Source organism: Rhodococcus sp. BP-332 (assembly GCF_019836065.1).
Taxonomy (GTDB): Bacteria; Actinomycetota; Actinomycetes; order Mycobacteriales; family Mycobacteriaceae; genus Rhodococcoides.
On record NZ_JABUEC010000001.1, the window covers coordinates 1 to 14,330 of the forward strand.

Genomic DNA, 14,330 nt, shown 5'->3' on the forward strand with positions numbered 1-14,330 from the left:
CACAGAGTTTCGGTGGCCATAGCGGAGGGGAAACGCCCGGACCCATTCCGAACCCGGAAGCTAAGCCCTCCAGCGCCGATGGTACTGCACCCGACAGGGTGTGGGAGAGTAGGACACCGCCGAACAATCCGTTCCGGAAGGGGACCCATTCACATGGGTCCCCTTTCGTGTTTCTGCACTCCGATCGTGAGTGCGGCATGATGACACCACCGGTGACGAGCGGGAGAGCTCGGTCGCCGATCGATCGAAAGGAACCACCGTGCCGGAAGAGCCGTCATCGGAAGGTCGTACGTCCGATTCGGACCGCCGGCCGCCCGCGCGCGACAACCGGGCACCTCGCCGCGACAGCGCGGGGGAACGCGGGTCGTTCCGATCATCGGCCCCTCGCTCCGGTGACCGTTCCGGGAGCCAGGACGAACGTCGCCACACCGGCGACCGTGGGCGCTCCGGGGATCGATCGACGTCCGGCGACCGTCGGCAGGGTTCCGGCAGGGGCCAGGCACCCGACCGCACTCGAGGACAGGGTGCACCTCCCCGTCGTCGCGGCGGTGAAGGGAGCGCAGGTCCGCGCGCCGGCGGTGGGCGAGGCCCTGATTCTCGCGCTCCTCGTCCGGTCGAGCCCGATCTGCCGGACGACGTCGACGCGAAAGATCTCGAACCCGGGGTCCGTCGAGACCTGTTGAGCCTCGACAAGAGCAACGCGGAAGCTGTTGCACGACACATGGTCATGGTCAGTCAGCTGATCGGAGACGATCCCGCCGCAGCACTGCTGCACGCGCGAGCGGCGCGGCAGCGTGCCGGCCGCATCGCCGTGGTCCGAGAGACGGCCGGCATCGCCGCGTATCACGCAGGAGAGTGGGCGGAGGCTCTGTCCGAGCTCCGCGCCGCCCGCCGTATGGCCGGTGGGCCAGGCCTGCTGTCCGTCATGGCTGATTGTGAGCGGGGCCTCGGTCGGCCGGAGCGCGCCATCGAGCTCGGACGCAGCGACGAGGCTCGCCAGCTGACGGGTGACGATGCGTCCGAACTGCGCATCGTCGTCGCGGGTGCCCGCATGGACATGGGGCAGTACGACCAGGCGGTGGTGACGCTGCAGACTCCGGATCTCGAGGGAGATCGCACGGGGTCGGCTGCAGCGCGGCTGTACTACGCCTACGCCGACGCTCTCGTGGCCGCCGGTCGAGCGGACGACGGGGTGCAGTGGTTCCTCCGTGCCGCCGCCGCCGACGTCGAGGGTGAGACGGACGCCGAGGACCGAGTCGACGAACTGACCGGTCAGTGACCCGTCTGACCGACGCTCACGACGCCCTGCTGCTCGATCTCGACGGGACTCTGTACCGGGGTCCCGATCCGATCGACGGTGCCGTCGACATTCTCCGCGAGTGCTCCTCTCAGCTCTGCTACGTCACCAACAACGCCAGTCGGTCTCCCGCTCAGGTGGCCGAGCACCTACGCGATCTCGGTTTCCGTGCGCCCGACGAGTCGGTGGTGACGAGTTCCCAGGCGGCGGGGCGGCTTCTCGCTGGTCTCCTGCCCGCAGGTGCGTCCGTGCTGGTCGTCGGAACCGAGGCCCTCGAGGCAGAGGTGTCCGCCGCCGGCCTGGTGCCGGTTCGTACAGCGGACCCCACTCCGGCCGCGGTCGTCCAGGGACATTCCCCCGAGACGGGGTGGGCGAACATCGCCGAGGCGACCTACGCGGTCCGTGCCGGCGCACGCTGGGTGGCCACGAATGCCGACACCAGCCTGCCGACGCCTCGCGGTCTCGGGCCGGGAAACGGTGCCATGGTCGCGGCGGTCGCCGCAGCGACGGGGGCCACCCCGATCGTGGCGGGCAAGCCCGAGGCACCTCTCATGAAGGACGCGCTCGAGCGCAGCGGGTCGACCACGCCGCTGGTGGTGGGTGACCGTCTGGACACGGACATCGCGGGAGCCAACGAGGTGGGTGTGCCGTCACTCCTCGTGCTCACCGGAGTGAGCACCGTGCACGACGTGCTCACTGCCGTCCCGCACGAGCGCCCCACGTACCTCGCGTCGTCCCTGTCGGCTCTGCTCGAGGAGCCGGCCGCGTCTCTCGTTCCCTCCGAGCCTTCCGACACCTGGTCGGTGTCGCTGTCCGGTTCCGTGCTGCGAGTCGAGACCACGGGCGACGTCGACGCCGACGGCGACCTCTGGATCGAGGCACTGCGCGACGTTCTCCCCGCGGTCTGGGCGCTCGGCGGCTTCGACACCGTCGAGGGCGCGTCCGGTGCGGCTGCGGATGTCGTCGCGCGGTGGACCGCCTGACACTGACGGTCACCACCGCCGACCGACGTCGTCGGGGGTATCGGCTAGCGTTGTCCGCGATGAGCACGCCCGTTACCCGCCCCGGTCAGCACTTGCCGTCGCACTCCGATGTCGAGGGCACGTCCGTCGATCCCGACGCCGTCGTCTCGGCTGTCGACGCGCTGGTCGCCGAGGCGGACGTGGCGGCGTCGGCGCCGTTCGGCGAGGGTACGGACGACCCGCACGGCCTGGTCACGCTGACGCGGCAGGCCCGCATCCTCGACCGCGCGCACGAGGTACTCGTCGACGCGCTCGCGTCCGTGGACAAGAACTGACATGGCTCGTCGCGCTCGGGTGGACGCGGAACTCGTCCGCCGCGGTCTGGCCCGATCTCGGGATCACGCCTCGGAGCTCATCTCGGACGGTCGAGTGCTGATCGCCGGCACCGTGGCCACGAAGCCCGCCACCGCGGTCGAGCCCGGCACGGCGCTACGGGTCACCGAGGTCTCCGACGAGGTGTCGTGGGCCTCTCGAGGTGCACACAAGCTACTGGGCGCGCTCGCCGCCTTCGAGCCACGCGGTGTCACGGTGGAGGGCGCGCGGTGTCTCGACGCGGGTGCGTCCACCGGTGGGTTCACCGACGTGCTGTTGTCCAAGGGTGCACGCGAGGTCGTGGCGGTCGACGTAGGCTACGGACAGTTGGTGTGGCGGCTACGGACCGACGAGCGGGTGCGAGTCCTCGACCGTACGAACGTCCGCGGCATCGATGCCGAGGCCATCGGCGGGCCGGTCGACCTCGTGGTCGCCGACCTGTCCTTCATCTCGTTGGCTCTCGTACTCCCGGCGTTCGCCGCGTGTGCCCGTCCGGGTGCCAGCATCCTCCCGATGGTCAAGCCCCAGTTCGAGGTCGGCAAGGATCGCGTCGGTGCAGGGGGAGTGGTCCGTGATCCCGCCCTGCGCGCAGATGCGGTGCTGGGAGTCGCGCGCGCCGCGGCCGACCTGGGCCTGGTCACGTCCGGTGTGGAGCCGAGCCCACTGCCCGGTCCGTCCGGCAACGTCGAGTACTTCCTGTGGCTCACCGTTCCGGGTCCGGACGACGATCCCAGCACAGCCCAGTCGACGTCCGTCGAGCAACTGGTGTCCGACGCCGTGGAGAAGGGGCCTCAGTGAGCGAGTCGACCGTGCCCGAGCGCACCATCCTGCTCGTCGCGCATCCGGGTCGCCCGGACATCGAGCAGACGGCTCTGCGCGCGGCGAAGGTGTTCCACGATCACGGGATCGCCCTGCGCGTGCTCGTCGACGAGCACGACACGTCGCGGTTGGAGTCGACGTCGGGGATCGACGCGCTCTCCACACCGCAGTCCGACGTCTCCGTCGTGGAGTTCGGTCCGTCGGCGGCGGTGGGCTGCGAGCTCGTCCTGGTCCTCGGCGGCGACGGAACCTTCCTGCGCGCTGCGGAACTCGCGCGGGTGGCGTCCATCCCGGTGCTCGGCGTGAACCTGGGACGCATCGGATTCCTCGCCGAGGCGGAGGCCGACGATCTCGAGGAGACCCTGGCAATCGTGGTGCGCCGCGAGTACCGCATCGAACCGCGGATGACGCTGGACATCACCGTGCACGTCGACGGCGAGATCATCGAACGTGGGTGGGCGCTGAACGAGGCCAGTATCGAGAACGGATCGCGGCTCGGGGTGCTCGAGGTGGTGCTCGAGGTGGACGACCGTCCGGTGTCCTCGTTCGGATGCGACGGTGTTCTGCTGTCGACCCCCACCGGGTCCACCGCCTATGCGTTCTCGGCCGGTGGTCCGGTCGTGTGGCCGGAGCTCGAGGCGATCCTCGTCATCCCCAGTAACGCCCACGCGCTGTTCGCGCGGCCGCTGGTGACAAGTCCCGAGTCACACATCGCCATCGAGACCTTCGACGGCGGACACGACGCGGTGGTGTTCTGCGACGGCAGGCGCACCCTGCGCCTGCCCGCCGGTGCTCGCGTCGAGGTGGTGCGAGGATGTGAGCCGATCAAGTGGATCCGGCTCGACTCCGCGCCGTTCGCCGATCGACTCGTACACAAGTTCGCCTTGCCGGTCACCGGCTGGCGGGGGAGGGTGACGTAACCGACGTGTTGTCCGAAATTCGTATCGACGGCCTGGGAGTCATCGCCGAGGCGACGGCGTCGTTCTCGGAGGGTCTGACGGTGCTCACCGGTGAGACCGGTGCCGGCAAGACGATGGTCGTCACCAGCCTGCATCTGCTCTCCGGCGCGCGCGCCGACGCCGGGCGTGTCCGTGTCGGCGCCGACCGCGCGGTGGTCGAGGGTCGTTTCACCACCGACCACGTCACCGACCAGGTCCGCGGCGACGTGGAGCAGTTGCTCGAGTCCACCGGCGGTCGGCGCGACGAGGACGACAGCATCATCGCCCTCCGGACGGTCGGCAGCGACGGCCGATCACGTGCTCATCTCGGCGGCCGCAGTGTGCCCGCAGGCGTCCTGTCGGAGTTCACCGGATCGTTGCTCACGGTGCACGGACAGAACGATCAATTGCGTCTGCAACGCAGTGATCAGCAGTTGGCCGCTCTGGACCGCTTCGCTGCGGACGCCATCGGGCCGCTGCTCGAGACGTACCGCACTCGCCGCTCGCAGTGGGTCGCTGCGGTGACCGAACTGCGGGAGCGGACGGAGAAGGCTCGCGAACTCGCGCGCGAGGCGGACCAGCTCACGTTCGCCCTGAACGAGATCGACGCGGTCGCACCGGCACCGCACGAGGACACCGACATCGCGGCGACCGTCCGGCGGCTCAGCGATCTCGACTCGCTCCGCGATGCGGCGTCCGCCGCGCACACGGCGCTCACCGGTGGCGACGACCCCGGCGACGTGTCCGTCATGGCGCTGTTGGGCGAGGCCCGCGATCGACTCGCCTCGACCGACGACGAGATTCTCTCGGCCGTCGGCCCACGACTCGCCGAGGCTATCGCGGTGGTGACCGACGTCGGAGCCGAGCTCACCTCGTACCTCGAGGATCTGCCCGCCGATCCGGAGTCACTGGACACGCTGCTCTCGCGTCAAGCGGAGCTCAAGAGTCTGACTCGCAAGTACGCCGCCGACGTGGACGGAGTGCTCGCGTGGGCGGAGGACGCACGAACCCGCCTGACGGGACTGGACGTCTCCGCCGACGCCGTGGCAGCGCTGACCGAGCGCGTCTCCACCACCGGTGCAGCGACCGCCGAGGTCGCACGCAAGCTGTCGGCCGCGCGGGTGAAGGCTGCGGCGAAACTGTCCAAGGCGGTCAGCGCCGAACTCGCCGGCCTGGCGATGGGCAAGGCCAAGCTGGACGTCGAGGTGCGCCCCCGCGCTGCGGGTGCGGACGATCGGTCGGCGCTGTCCGTCGACGGAACCGCGCTGCACGCCGGGTCGACCGGCACCGACGAGATCGAGTTCCGTCTGTCCGCGCACAGCGGTGCGCAGTCGCTGCCGCTCAACAAGAGCGCGTCCGGCGGTGAGCTCTCCCGCGTGATGTTGGCGCTCGAGGTGGTCCTCGCGCGATCGGATGCCGGAGCGACCATGGTCTTCGACGAGGTCGATGCCGGCGTGGGTGGTCGCGCCGCCGTGGAGATCGGCAAGCGGCTGGCACGCCTGGCCAGGACGCATCAGGTCATCGTCGTGACGCACCTCCCGCAGGTCGCGGCGTTCGCCGACACGCACCTGGTGGTGAACAAGACCGACGGAAAACGTGGCGGCCCCAACAGTGGTGTGCGCACTTTGACGGATTCCGAGCGTGTCGTGGAACTCGCGCGCATGCTCGCCGGGCTCGACGACACCGAGACCGGCCGGGCACATGCCGAGGAACTGTTGCGCACCGCGACGGCGGAACGGGAGTCCGCGACCGCCTGAGAGCGATGTGCTGGTGTGACTGATGTGAATGATGTGGTAGTTGTTACGGCGCGCCTCCGCCGATGCTGCCGTGTTGTTGTCCATCATCGTGTGCATGAAGATGCCGGCTCTGCTCTCGCGTAGTCATGACTCACTTCCCGGAGTCACGGGAATCGCTCGGGTCGATCGCTCCACGGCCAAGCTCCTGCGCCGTGTCGGTCCCGGAGACATCGTCGTTCTCGACGAACTCGACCTCGACCGGATCACCGCCGACCTGCTGGTACAGGCCGGCGTGACGGCCGTGGTCAACGCCTCCGCCTCGATCTCGGGGCGCTACCCCAATCTCGGTCCGGAGGTGCTCGTCGCCAACGGCATCGAGCTCATCGACGAGGTGGGCTCCGACGTCTTCAAGAAGGTCAAGGACGGTTCGAAGATCCGCCTGCACGACGGCAACGTGTACGCCGGGGAGCGACGTCTCGCCACCGGCACCGAGCAGTCCGAGGCCGACATCTCCGACCGCATGATCGAGGCCAAGTCTGGTCTGATCGATCACCTGGAAGCGTTCTCGGGCAACACGATCGAGTTCATCCGCACCGAGTCGCCGCTGCTGATCGACGGCGTCGGAGTGCCCGAGGTGGACGTCGACATGAACGGTCGTCACGTCGTGGTCGTCGCCGAGGGCACCGACCACGTGGCCGATCTCAAGTCGCTCAAGCCGTTCATCAAGGAGTACTCGCCGATCCTCATCGGTGTCGGCGCCGGCGCCGACACGCTGTCGGAGGCGGGATACCGCCCCGACCTGATCGTCGGCGACCCGGACGACGTGAGCAGCCGCACGCTGAAGTCCGGCGCCGAGGTGGTGCTCCCCGCCGATTCCGACGGCCACGCCAAAGGCCTCGAGCGCATCCAGGACCTGGGCATCGGAGCCATGACGTTCCCGGCCACGGGCACCCCGGCGGACCTCGCGCTCCTGCTCGCCGACCACCACGGCGCCTCACTCATCGTCACGGTCGGATGTGCCGCGTCGCTCGACGAGTTCTTCGACGCCAGCAAGCGCGCGGACACACCGTCGACGTTCATGACCCGACTCAAGGTCGGTCCGAAACTGGTGGACGCCAAGGCCATGGCGACGTTGTACCGCAGCCGGGTCTCCGGTGGCGCGGTGGCGCTGCTCGTCCTCGCAGCCCTCATCGCCGTCATCGCGGCGCTCGTCGTGACCAACGGCAGCGGTGCGACTCTGGACTGGGCGATCGAGACCTGGAACAGCTTCGCCCTGTGGGTGCAGGGGCTGCTTCAGTGATTTCGCTTCGTCAGCACACCATCTCGTTGATCGCGGTGTTCCTGGCGCTCGCGGTCGGAGTCGTCCTCGGCTCCGGCCTGCTGTCCGGTCGAGTGCTGTCCGGACTGCGCGACGACCGGGACGATCTGCAGACCGAGGTGAACGACCTGCAGTCGGCGAACAACGCACTCGGAGAGCAACTCAACGCCGCCGACGGTTTCGACGCGGCCGTCGCGACCCGGGTGGTCGCGGGAGCGCTGGCCGACCGCACCGTCGTGCTGGTCACCACGCCCGACGCAGACCCCGCCGACGTGGAGGGTGTGCAGCGCACCATCGCCGACGCGGGCGGGTCGGTGACCGGACGAGTGGGGCTCACCGAGGCGTTCGTGTCCGCCGCCAGCGGCGACGATCTCCGCACGCGCCTCACCAACGTGGTTCCCGCAGGCGCGCAACTGCGTACGGGATCGGTGGATCAGGGCAGCCTCGCGGGCGATCTGCTCGGTACGGTGCTGTTGCTGAACGCACAGACCGCCCAACCGCAGAGCACGCCGGAGGAACTGGGCCTGGCCCTCGACACCCTGCGCGGCGGCGGCTTCATCACGTACGACGACGGTGCCGTGGCACCGGCACAGCTCGCGGTGGTGGTCTCCGGACAGGCCGCCGACTCGGGTGAGGACGGCAACCGCGGCGCGATCGTGGCTCGCTTCGCCGGCGCTCTGGACGGACGCGGAGCCGGAACCGTGCTCGCGGGCCGTGCCGGTTCGGCCGAGGGCAGCGGTCCCATCGCGGTGGTGCGGTCGGATTCCGCCCTCGCTGCCGGGACCAGCACCGTCGACGACGTCGATCGCACGTCGGGGCGCATCACCGTCGCCTTGGCACTCGGTGAGCAGCTCGCCGGTGGTACGGGTCGGTACGGAACGGGTCCTGCCGCGACGGCCGTGACGGTCGGGGCGACCCCGAGCTAGGTACTCCAGCCGTCGTCGCCCGCGTGGTGTCGACCGAACTCGCGTGAAGGTGTTACCGTGAAGTCCCGTGGGTCGGCCAGGTTCCGAACCACTCGATGTTGAGCGATTCGCTCGCTGTCACCATCGGGTCGCACCGTCACGGGAGTCTCTTTGCAGTCACGCATTCACACGCGGGCCGACATCAAGCACATCTTCGTCAGCGGCGGCGTCGCGTCGTCGCTCGGCAAGGGGCTCACGGCCTCGAGCCTCGGTCAGCTTCTCACCTCACGTGGCCTTCGCGTCACGATGCAGAAGCTCGATCCCTACCTCAACGTCGATCCCGGAACGATGAACCCGTTCCAGCACGGCGAGGTCTTCGTCACCGAGGACGGCGCGGAGACCGACCTCGACGTCGGCCACTACGAGCGGTTCCTCGATCGGGATCTCTCCGGATACGCCAACGTGACCACCGGCCAGGTGTACTCCACGGTGATCGCCAAGGAGCGTCGCGGCGAGTACCTCGGCGACACCGTCCAGGTCATCCCGCACATCACCGACGAGATCAAGGCCCGCATCCTCGCGATGCGCGGACCGGATCTGCAGGGCCAGGAGCCCGACGTCGTCATCACCGAGATCGGTGGCACCGTCGGCGACATCGAGTCGCAGCCCTTCCTCGAAGCGGCGCGTCAGGTCCGCCACGACGTGGGCCGGGAGAACGTCTTCTTCCTCCACGTCTCGCTCGTTCCGTTCCTCGCGCCCTCGGGTGAGCTCAAGACCAAGCCGACGCAGCACTCGGTGGCGGCGTTGCGCAGCATCGGTATTCAGCCCGACGCGCTGATCCTGCGATCCGACCGCGACGTGCCGCAGGCCCTCAAGGCGAAGATCGCGCTCATGTGCGACGTGGACGTCGACGGGTGCATCTCCACCCCCGACGCGCCCTCCATCTACGACATCCCGCGCGTGCTGCACGGCGAGGGTCTCGACGCGTATGTCGTGCGTCAGCTCGGACTGCCGTTCCGGGACGTCGACTGGACCGTGTGGGGAACCCTCCTCGAGCGAGTGCACCAGCCTCGCGAGACGGTGCGCGTCGCCCTGGTCGGCAAGTACGTCGATCTGCCCGACGCCTACCTGTCGGTGACCGAGGCGCTGCGGGCCGGCGGTTTCGCCAACCGCGCGAAGGTCGAACTCGTGTGGGTGCAGTCCGACGACTGCGACACCGCGGCCGGCGCCAAGCTGGCGCTCGCCGACATCGACGCCGTGGTGATTCCCGGCGGCTTCGGCATCCGCGGTATCGAGGGCAAGCTCGGCGCGATCACCCACGCCCGGACGCACAAGATCCCGACGCTCGGGCTCTGCCTGGGTCTGCAGTGCATGGTCATCGAGGCGGCGCGGTCCGTCGGTCTCACCGATGCGAACTCGGCCGAGTTCGAGCCCGAGACGACACAGCCGGTCATCTCGACGATGGCGGACCAGGAGCAGGCGGTCGCCGGCGAGGCGGACCTGGGCGGCACGATGCGCCTCGGGGCCTACCCCGCCACGCTCACCAAGGGGTCGGTGGTGTCGCAGGCCTACGGCAGCGAGTCCGTCTCCGAGCGTCACCGCCATCGCTACGAGGTCAACAACAGCTACCGCGACCGCATCGCGGAGAGTGGACTGCAGTTCAGCGGCACGTCCCCGGACGGCCACCTGGTCGAGTTCGTCGAACTGCCGCGGAGCGCGCATCCGTTCTTCGTCGGCACGCAGGCGCATCCCGAACTCAAGAGCCGGCCGACGCGGCCGCACCCGCTCTTCGCGTCGCTGATCTCCGCTGCGCTCTCGTACAAGTCCGAGGAGCGGCTGCCCGTCGACGTCCACGGTGACGAGTCCGTCACGGCGCAGCCGGCCGAACCCGCCGCGACGAAGGCCTGACCATGGCCGATCGTCACGAGTTCGAGATCCTCGAATCGTCCGTTGAGTACCAGGGTGCGATTCTCGCGCTCCGGCTCGACCAGGTGACGATGCCCGGCGGTCGTCGGGCCGAACGTGAGGTCGTCGAGCATCACGGTGCGGTCGCCGTGGTCGCGCTGGACGACGACGAGCGCATCGTGCTGATCAGCCAGTACCGGCATCCTCTGGGGCGTCGCCTGCTCGAGCTTCCCGCGGGTCTGTTGGACGAGCCGGGGGAGGATCCCGTCGAGGCCGCGAAGCGTGAGCTGACCGAGGAGACGGGGCTCGCCGCGGCGTCCTTGTCGTTGCTGGTCGACGTGGCGGCGTCACCCGGGTTCACGGACGAGACCGTGCGGATCTACCTGGCCGACGAGGTGACCGAGGTCGATCGACCGGAGGCTCACGACGAGGAAGCCGACATCGAGCTCGTCCGCGTCCCGGTGGACGAGGCGGTGTCGCGCGTGTTCAGCGGCGAGATCGTGAACGCGTCGGCGGTGGCGGGAATCCTGGCGCTGGCGGCGGTGCGGTCACGCTCGGTTCCGTTGCGGCCGAGCGATGCACCCTGGCGTGATCGACCCACCGCGTTCGAGAAGCGCAAGGGCGCGCATGGCAGCTGACTCGCCGGGCGAGGTGATCGCGACCTATCTCGATCACCTCGCCGTCGAGCGCGGGTCAGCTCGCAACACCATCACCTCGTACCGCCGCGACCTCTCGCGCTACGCCAGCCATCTGGGTGAACTCGACCGGAACAGTCTCCGCGACGTCACCGAGGTGGACGTCGCGGAGTTCGTGACGGCCCTCCGGTCCGGCAACGAGCTGTTCCCGCCGCTCGCGGCGAGCAGCGCCGCGCGTACGGTCATCGCGGTTCGCGGAGTCCACCGCTTCGCGCTGGCCGAGGGCATCGTCGACGTCGACGTCGCTGCCGGGGTCAAACCGCCGGCGCCGGGCCGCCGGCTCCCGAAGTCGCTCTCCGTCGAGCAGGTGTTCGCGCTCCTCGATGCCGTCGCCGGGGAGGCCGCGGACACCCCGCGCGGTCTTCGCGACCGGGCGCTGCTCGAGCTCCTCTACTCCACCGGTGCGCGCATCTCCGAGGCCGTGGGTCTCGACGTCGACGACATCGACTCCGACTCGCGGTCCGTGGTCCTGCACGGCAAGGGTGGCAAGGAGCGCATCGTGCCCATCGGCCGTCCCGCACTCGACGCCGTCGACGCGTACCTCGTCCGTGGTCGACCCGCACTGGTGTCGCAGGGCACTCCCGCCCTGCTGCTGAACGTGCGAGGCGGCCGGTTGTCACGCCAGAGCGCCTGGCAGGTCCTCCAGACCGCGGCGGAGCGCGCCGGGATCGGAGCCAGCGTGTCCCCGCACACGTTGCGGCACTCCTTCGCGACCCACCTGCTCGACGGCGGCGCGGACGTACGTGTGGTGCAGGAACTTCTGGGTCACGCCTCGGTGACCACCACGCAGATCTACACACTGGTCACCGTCACGACGTTGCGCGAAGTGTGGGCCGAGGCGCATCCGCGCGCACGGTAGCGTGTCCGCACGAAGCTGCACCCGACACGCGGTAGCGTTCAGGGGAACTGCAGCACGAGGTGAGGATGGAGGTCCGGTGGTGTCAGCGGCGCACGACGACGGAGCACTGTTCCGCACTCGTCAGCCCGAACCGGAACATCCCACGCTGGCCCACCCGTCGGGCATGGGGCCGACGGGCCGCCCGTATCGCGACATCCCGGATCCGCAGCCGCTGTCCTCGCACGGACCGGCGACGGTCATCGCGATGTGCAACCAGAAGGGCGGCGTCGGCAAGACCACGTCGACCATCAATCTGGGTGCGTCGCTGGCCGAGTACGGACGCCGAGTCCTGCTGGTCGACCTCGATCCGCAGGGCGCGCTCTCCGCGGGTCTCGGTGTGCCACACCACGAGTTGGACCTCACGGTGCACAACCTGCTGGTGGAGCCGCGGGTGGCGATCGACGACGTCCTCATGCGTACGCGGGTGGACGGGATGGACCTGCTCCCCAGCAACATCGATCTCTCCGCGGCCGAGATCCAACTGGTCACCGAGGTCGGCCGCGAGCAGACGCTGGGACGCGTGCTGCACCCGATTCTCGATCGCTACGACTACGTCCTCATCGACTGCCAGCCGTCGCTCGGCCTGTTGACCGTCAATGCCCTCGCGTGCGCCGATTCCGTGCTCATCCCGATGGAGTGCGAGTACTTCAGTCTGCGCGGACTCGCGTTGCTCAACGACACCGTCGACAAGGTGCGCGATCGTCTCAATCCGCGGCTGAAGCTCGAGGGCATCGTGGTCACGATGTTCGACGCCCGCACGCTGCACTCGCGAGAGGTCATGAATCGCGTGGTCGAGGTGTTCGGCGACGTCGTCTTCGACACCGTCATCACGCGCACCGTGCGTTTCCCGGAGACGAGCGTCGCCGGCGAGCCGATCACCACGTGGGCGCCGAAGTCCGCGGGTGCCGACGCGTACCGGTCGTTGGCCCGCGAGGTCATCCACCGGGACACCGCACCCCAGTCTTGACCGACGGGACGGTCGTGACGGACACGACGGTCGGGGACGCGCCGACGCCCACCGGATTCCAGGTGCGGCTCACCAACTTCGAAGGCCCGTTCGACCTGTTGCTGACCCTGATCGGGCAGCACCGACTCGACGTCACCGAGGTCGCACTGCACACCGTCACCGACGACTTCATCGCGTACACCCGCGCGATGGGCGCGGAGATGGGTCTCGACCAGACCACCGAGTTCCTGGTGGTCGCGGCGACCCTGCTGGACCTCAAGGCCGCCCGCCTCCTGCCGTCGGGCGAGGTGGACGACGCCGAGGACCTGGCACTGCTCGAGGTGCGGGACCTGCTGTTCGCCCGGCTGCTGCAGTACCGGGCCTACAAACAGGTGGCGCAGTTGTTCGGCGAACTGGAGAACGCCGCGCTGCGGCGCTATCCGCGATCGGTCTCGCTCGAGGACTCGTTCGCGTCGCTGCTGCCGGAGGTGTTGCTCGGTGTGGATCCGCGCCGCTTCGCCGAGATCGCCGCGGCGGCGTTCACCCCGCGCGAGGTGCCGACGGTCGGTCTCGGCCATCTCCACGCGTCGGCGGTGTCGGTCCCGGAACACGCGCGGGCGATCCTGGCGATGCTGCGCGACCGCGGAATGGGTGAGTGGGCGACGTTCGCCGACCTGGTCCGCGACTGCGAGGTCACCGTCGAGGTGGTCGCACGGTTCCTCGCGCTGCTCGAGCTGTATCGCGAGAAGGTCGTCGCGTTCGACCAACCCGAGGCGCTGGGCGATCTCGCGGTCACCTGGACCGGCGACGACGACGTTGCCGACATCGACCGGATGGACGTCTCGAGGATGGAGGACTACGGATGACAGCGAGCGAGGACGCTCCCGACGCCCTGTCGGACGCCGAGGTGCGCGCGGCGCTCGAGTCGGTGCTGCTCGTCGTCGACACCCCGGCATCCGTCCCGCAGCTCGCCTCGGCCCTGGACTGTGACGAAACGCGCATCCGGCAGGCGCTGACCGCCATGGCCGCCGACCTCACCGCCCGCGGCAGTGGCATCGACCTGCGGTTCGCCGGCGACGGGTGGCGTTTCTACACCCGCACCGAGTACGCGCCCTATGTCGAACGGCTCCTCCTCGACGGTGCGCGGTCCAAGCTCACCCGAGCGGCACTGGAAACCCTCGCTGTGATCGCCTATCGTCAACCGGTTACCCGCGCACGAGTCAGTGCTGTGCGCGGAGTGAACGTGGACGGCGTGATGCGCACTCTCCTCGCGAGAGGTCTCATCGCCGAGGCGGGTCCCGACCCGGACTCTGCGGCGACGCAGTACGTCACCACGGAAATGTTCCTCGAACGGTTGGGGTTGGCGTCACTGTCCGACCTCCCCGAACTTGCTCCGCTGCTTCCGGGCGTGGACATGATCGACGACATCAGCGACAGCATGGACTCCGATCCGCGGGTCCTGCGTGCCGAGCGTCGACGAGAGAACACCGAGTCGGACTCGACCACCGAGTTCGGCACCGACACCACAGACGAATAGGT

Annotated in this window: 14 protein-coding genes and 1 rRNA gene; all 15 read left to right on the plus strand. The window is 69.1% G+C overall.

Annotated elements, in window-relative coordinates:
• Window positions 1-8: 8 nt before the first annotated feature.
• The 15 genes from rrf (at window position 9) to scpB (ending at window position 14,328) form a co-directional block, all read left to right on the plus strand.
• Window positions 9-125, plus strand: a 5S ribosomal RNA gene (rrf, locus tag HQ314_RS00005).
• Window positions 126-259: 134 nt separating this feature from the next.
• Window positions 260-1,279 carry a hypothetical protein gene (locus tag HQ314_RS21595; RefSeq protein ID WP_373425223.1) on the plus strand — a complete coding sequence of 340 codons (1,020 nt, stop codon included), beginning with the start codon at window positions 260-262 and terminating at the stop codon, window positions 1,277-1,279.
• Window positions 1,276-2,280, plus strand: a complete 1,005-nt coding sequence (locus HQ314_RS00015; RefSeq protein WP_027505470.1) for an HAD-IIA family hydrolase — start codon at window positions 1,276-1,278, stop codon at window positions 2,278-2,280. Before HQ314_RS21595 ends, HQ314_RS00015 begins: the two co-directional genes overlap by 4 nt.
• A 59-nt stretch (window positions 2,281-2,339) precedes the next feature.
• Complete coding sequence (locus HQ314_RS00020) at window positions 2,340-2,594, plus strand: hypothetical protein (RefSeq protein ID WP_222648838.1); 255 nt, start codon at window positions 2,340-2,342, stop codon at window positions 2,592-2,594.
• A gap of 1 nt (window position 2,595) precedes the next feature.
• On the plus strand, window positions 2,596-3,429 hold the full coding sequence (locus tag HQ314_RS00025; protein WP_056444390.1) for a TlyA family RNA methyltransferase: 834 nt from the start codon (window positions 2,596-2,598) through the stop codon (window positions 3,427-3,429).
• Window positions 3,426-4,370, plus strand: coding sequence for an NAD kinase (locus tag HQ314_RS00030; RefSeq protein ID WP_027505467.1), 945 nt, complete (start codon window positions 3,426-3,428; stop codon window positions 4,368-4,370). Before HQ314_RS00025 ends, HQ314_RS00030 begins: the two co-directional genes overlap by 4 nt.
• 5 nt (window positions 4,371-4,375) lie before the next feature.
• Entirely contained in the window at window positions 4,376-6,145 is a 1,770-nt protein-coding gene (gene recN / locus HQ314_RS00035) for a DNA repair protein RecN (protein WP_027505466.1), read from the plus strand.
• Window positions 6,146-6,239: 94 nt separating this feature from the next.
• Window positions 6,240-7,424, plus strand: coding sequence for a putative cytokinetic ring protein SteA (steA, locus tag HQ314_RS00040; RefSeq protein WP_027505465.1), 1,185 nt, complete (start codon window positions 6,240-6,242; stop codon window positions 7,422-7,424).
• Window positions 7,421-8,368: a copper transporter gene (locus HQ314_RS00045; RefSeq protein ID WP_027505464.1), complete on the plus strand. Its 948-nt coding sequence runs from the start codon at window positions 7,421-7,423 to the stop codon at window positions 8,366-8,368. The genes steA and HQ314_RS00045 overlap by 4 nt, the downstream gene beginning before the upstream one ends.
• 150 nt (window positions 8,369-8,518) lie before the next feature.
• Window positions 8,519-10,255, plus strand: a complete 1,737-nt coding sequence (locus tag HQ314_RS00050; RefSeq protein WP_056444396.1) for a CTP synthase — start codon at window positions 8,519-8,521, stop codon at window positions 10,253-10,255.
• The gene (locus tag HQ314_RS00055; RefSeq protein ID WP_056444399.1) at window positions 10,252-10,890 is read left to right on the plus strand and encodes an NUDIX hydrolase; all 639 of its coding nucleotides are present in this window, start codon (window positions 10,252-10,254) and stop codon (window positions 10,888-10,890) included. Before HQ314_RS00050 ends, HQ314_RS00055 begins: the two co-directional genes overlap by 4 nt.
• Entirely contained in the window at window positions 10,880-11,806 is a 927-nt protein-coding gene (gene xerD, locus HQ314_RS00060; RefSeq protein ID WP_222631321.1) for a site-specific tyrosine recombinase XerD, read from the plus strand. Before HQ314_RS00055 ends, xerD begins: the two co-directional genes overlap by 11 nt.
• Before the next feature lie 106 nt (window positions 11,807-11,912).
• Entirely contained in the window at window positions 11,913-12,812 is a 900-nt protein-coding gene (locus HQ314_RS00065) for a ParA family protein (RefSeq protein WP_051613290.1), read from the plus strand.
• On the plus strand, window positions 12,809-13,657 hold the full coding sequence (locus HQ314_RS00070; RefSeq protein ID WP_222648840.1) for a segregation/condensation protein A: 849 nt from the start codon (window positions 12,809-12,811) through the stop codon (window positions 13,655-13,657). Before HQ314_RS00065 ends, HQ314_RS00070 begins: the two co-directional genes overlap by 4 nt.
• On the plus strand, window positions 13,654-14,328 hold the full coding sequence (gene scpB / locus HQ314_RS00075) for an SMC-Scp complex subunit ScpB (protein ID WP_222637481.1): 675 nt from the start codon (window positions 13,654-13,656) through the stop codon (window positions 14,326-14,328). Before HQ314_RS00070 ends, scpB begins: the two co-directional genes overlap by 4 nt.
• Window positions 14,329-14,330 lie beyond the last annotated feature (2 nt).